This is a genomic window from Nitrospinaceae bacterium (assembly GCA_018669005.1).
In the GTDB taxonomy this organism is placed as follows: Bacteria; UBA8248; UBA8248; order UBA8248; family UBA8248; genus UBA8248.
Window position 1 is genome coordinate 1 of sequence record JABJAL010000041.1, and the last position, 4,092, is coordinate 4,092.

General features: G+C 51.8%; 3 protein-coding genes, 2 tRNA genes and 1 pseudogene. All 6 read right to left on the reverse strand.

The features are described from left to right. Positions 1-206: pseudogene (locus HOJ95_05625) on the reverse strand (NADH-quinone oxidoreductase subunit B). Between the two features lie 32 nt (positions 207-238). Then, on the reverse strand, positions 239-604 hold the full coding sequence (locus HOJ95_05630; protein MBT6394164.1) for an NADH-quinone oxidoreductase subunit A: 366 nt from the start codon (positions 602-604) through the stop codon (positions 239-241). Positions 605-854: 250 nt separating this feature from the next. Further along, positions 855-931: transfer RNA gene (locus HOJ95_05635), tRNA-Asp, on the reverse strand. Between the two features lie 154 nt (positions 932-1,085). Then, a tRNA-Val gene (locus tag HOJ95_05640) sits at positions 1,086-1,161 on the reverse strand. A gap of 137 nt (positions 1,162-1,298) precedes the next feature. After that, positions 1,299-1,571 carry an HU family DNA-binding protein gene (locus HOJ95_05645; GenBank protein ID MBT6394165.1) on the reverse strand — a complete coding sequence of 91 codons (273 nt, stop codon included), beginning with the start codon at positions 1,569-1,571 and terminating at the stop codon, positions 1,299-1,301. Between the two features lie 221 nt (positions 1,572-1,792). Next, positions 1,793-4,092: endopeptidase La (gene lon / locus HOJ95_05650; GenBank protein ID MBT6394166.1), on the reverse strand; the 2,300-nt coding region annotated here is incomplete at its 5' end.

Sequence of the window (4,092 nt, forward strand, 5' to 3'; positions counted from 1 at the left end):
ATGCCGAAGCGATCATAATCATAGCGGCTGGCCGCCGACTGCATCATCTCAACCGCGCAACAGGCAAGACCGAAGGTCATAGGCCATAAAGAACCGGTACGCGCCCAGTTCACCAGATTATCAAGCTTGGCGACGATAAATCCTTTATCGGCCAACTCACCGGTAATACTGCTTACAAGAACATCCTGTTCGGTGCCGGGAAGAAGCACACCCTTGGGGCCTTGGCGAGAAGTCGAATCTATTCCCATTCAAGAGCCCCCTTCCGCCATTCATAAATAAACCCGATCGTCAGGACGCCGAGAAAAAAGACCATCGACCAAAATCCAAAAAGACCGATGTCGCCAAGCGCCACGGCCCAGGGAAAAAGAAAGGCGACCTCAAGATCAAAAATAATGAAGAGAAGGGCGACGAGATAAAAACGAACATCAAACCGGCCCCGTGAGTCTTCGAAAGGTTCGAACCCGCATTCATAGGGAGAAAGCTTTTCCGTATCGGGATGCTGGGGAGCAATGATCCAGGACGCAAGCAGGATAAATCCGGCCAAACCAAAGGCGATAAAAAAGAAGACAAGAATCGGCAGGTATTCGGCGAGAAAGCTAGTCAATCTAATAAATCCCTGTCTGGCCCTGGCTGGTATGAGCAGCAGCCACTGCGACCCATGTGAGCAAATACCACCGAACCCGAAATACACTTCAGGTCGGGGATATCACACCCATATATTGTAGAGGCATTATAGAAAGCGATTGCCCGGAAGGAAAGCCGGATCAGCATTAAAAAGACTAAAAAAGCCCTTGATTCATCAAGGGGTTTTGACAGACCTGTGGAAATGGGGATGGTTGGATTAATCGGGAAAATGGCGGGAGTGACGGGACTCGAACCCGCGGCCTCCGGCGTGACAGGCCGGCGCTCTAACCAGCTGAGCTACACCCCCATTGGAACCGCAAAAAATTACGGTGAAACAACTGAGGAGGCGTTCTTCTACGGCCCCCCCTTCAAGCTGTCAAGCGGTTGGCGTGAAAAACTCGCCTCTACGGCAATAAGGGGGCCTTCAAGGCCACTTTAGAGTCCTGTTTTACCCATCTTCATGGTGGGCGGTGACGGGTTTGAACCGCCGACCCTCTCGATGTAAACGAGATGCTCTACCAGCTGAGCTAACCGCCCTCAATCATGAATACCGGGACCGTGCCTACCCTGCCGGTCAAAATCAAGGGGAACCATAAAAGAATGCCGGCCGTTTTTCAACGACCGGCACTCCCGACGCCCCCGGAGGGGCGAATATAAAACTCGAAATTCAGTGCTTAGTTCACAGCATCCTTCAGAGCCTTACCGGCCTTGAACTTTGGAACCTTACAAGCGGGAATCTGAATTTTCTCGCCAGTGCGGGGATTACGGCCCTCAGAGGCGCGACGGTCTGTCACGCTGAAGGTGCCGAATCCAACAAGACGCACCTCGGTGCCACCGCTCATGGATGTGGTAATAGCATCAAGCGTTGCATCAACGGCTTTTGCAGCATCGGCTTTGGAAATATCTGCGCTAGATGCAACAGACGCAACAAGATCATTTTTATTCACTGTGTACTCCCCCCTCTTTTAAGTGCGGGATGAAAATAGAAGTTCATTAAACTGGTTTGTCTAGAACTGGACCGCTTCACCATAAGGTATTCCCCGGTGAAGAGGTGCGAGTTTAGATGGGAAAAAACAGATTCGTCAATCACGGAAACAAGGTTTTCCCCAGCTTTTTTTACCCCCTTAAATTGACAAAAATTAGCTGTAGCGACCTTTTCAACAGCAGATCAGTGGGTTACGAAGCTGTCATGATCCTTATCCTTCGAAGCCTCAGCCAGAGCATCTTTCTGGTCTTCCTCGGTCCACTCAATGGGAACCAGTGGTGAGACCAGTGCTTTTTCCAAAACCTCGTCAACAGTCGATACAGGAATAATCTCCATACCCTTCTTTACATTGTCAGGAATCTCGGCCAGATCCTTTTCATTCTCTTTCGGAATAATGACCGTTTTGATTCCCCCCCTGAGTGCTGCGAGAAGTTTTTCCTTCAGGCCGCCGATAGGAAGAACCCGACCACGCAGGGTTATCTCGCCAGTCATGGCGACATCTTTATGCACAGGAATACCGGTCAGGGCGGAAACGATCGATGTACACATGGCCACCCCGGCCGAAGGGCCGTCCTTGGGCGTTGCCCCCTCGGGTACATGAACATGAATATCGCGTTTTTCAAAGATCGTCGGCTTAATACCAAAGGCAATCGAACGGGAACGGACAAAACTGCGCGCCGCCTGAACCGATTCCTTCATCACATCGCCAAGGGTGCCAGTATGGGAGATTGCCCCTTTACCGGGCATCGTAACGGCCTCAATACAGAGTAATTCGCCACCCACTTCAGTCCAGGCAAGCCCGGTGGTGACGCCAACCAGGCTCTCTTCTTCGACTTCACCGTAGCTAAAGCGCCGAACTCCGGCATATTTAGCGAGATTACGCGATGTGACTGTGACTTTTTTCTTCGACGACATCAGCACTTCCTTCACCGCCTTGCGGGTCAGGTTGGCGATCTCGCGCTCCAGGTTACGCACCCCGGCCTCGCGGGTGTAATAGCGAACGATGTCATGAACGGCGCTGTCGGAGATTGACCACTCACCTTTTTTCAGACCGTGATTTTTGATCTGTTTGGGGATCAGGTGGCGCTTGGCGATCTCAACCTTTTCATCCTCGGTGTAACCGGAAATACGGATGATCTCCATGCGATCAAGAAGCGGCTGGGGCATCCGCATGGTATTGGCCGTGGTAACGAACATGACATCTGAAAGATCGTAATCAACCTCTAGATAATGGTCGTTAAAAGAGCTGTTCTGCTCAGGATCGAGAACTTCCAGAAGTGCCGAGGCCGGGTCTCCGCGCCAGTCAGCGCCAAGCTTGTCCACCTCATCAAGCAGGAATAGAGGGTTGGAATATTTGGCCTTTTTCATGCCCTGGATAACCTTGCCCGGCATTGACCCTATATAAGTACGTCGGTGACCGCGTATTTCCGACTCATCACGCACGCCGCCAAGCGACATACGGACAAAATTCCGTCCCGTAGCACGCGCCAGAGATTTTCCCAGCGAGGTCTTGCCGACACCCGGCGGACCGACAAGGCAGAGGATCGGCCCCTTCATCTTTTTCATCCGCAATTGCACGGCAAGATATTCGATGATCCGTTCCTTGACCTTTTCCAGACCGAAATGGTCGGCATCAAGAATCTTGACCGCCTTTTTCAGGTCGCGGTTGGCCCGCGAGCGCTTTTGCCAGGGAATAGAAAGAATCCAGTCGAGATAATTGCGCACAACCGTCGCCTCGGCCGACATCGGGCTCATGTTCTTGAGCTTTTTAATCTCGGTCGTCGTCTTTTCGAGGGCTTCCTTCGACAGTTTGGTCTTCTTGAGGCGCTCTTCTATTTCTGAAACCTCGTCGCGACCCTCGTCGATCTCGCCGAGTTCCTTCTGAATCGCCTTCATCTGTTCATTGAGATAATACTCGCGCTGAGTCTTGTCCATCTGGCGCTTGACCCGGTTACGAATGCGCTTTTCCACCTGCAGAACGCCGATCTCACCTTCCATATAGGAAAAGACCTTTTCCAGACGTTCGGTGACCGATTCAGTCTCAAGAAGCTCCTGTTTTTCGGGAATCTTCAAGGCCAGATGCGAAGCCACCGTATCGGCGAGCTTGCAGGGGTCCTCAATCTGGTTGATCGAGACCATCACCTCTGGCGGGATCTTTCGGTTGAGCTTTATATACTGTTCAAACTGGCCAATTACCGTACGCGATAAGGCTTCGACCTCCTGATCGTCAGCAACACCGTCAGGCAGAATTTCGGCATAGGCCTGAAAGAAATCCTTGTTCTCGCGATAGTCGGTAATCTTGGCGCGCTCACCACCCTCAACCAATACCTTTACTGTGCCATCGGGTAATTTAAGCAATTGCAGAACCGTGCCGATAGTACCGACGGTATAGATGTCCTCTGGGGTCGGGTCATCCTGAGCAGCATTTTTCTGGGCAACCAGAAGGATCTGTTTGTCATCGCGCATAACATCTTCAAGGGCGC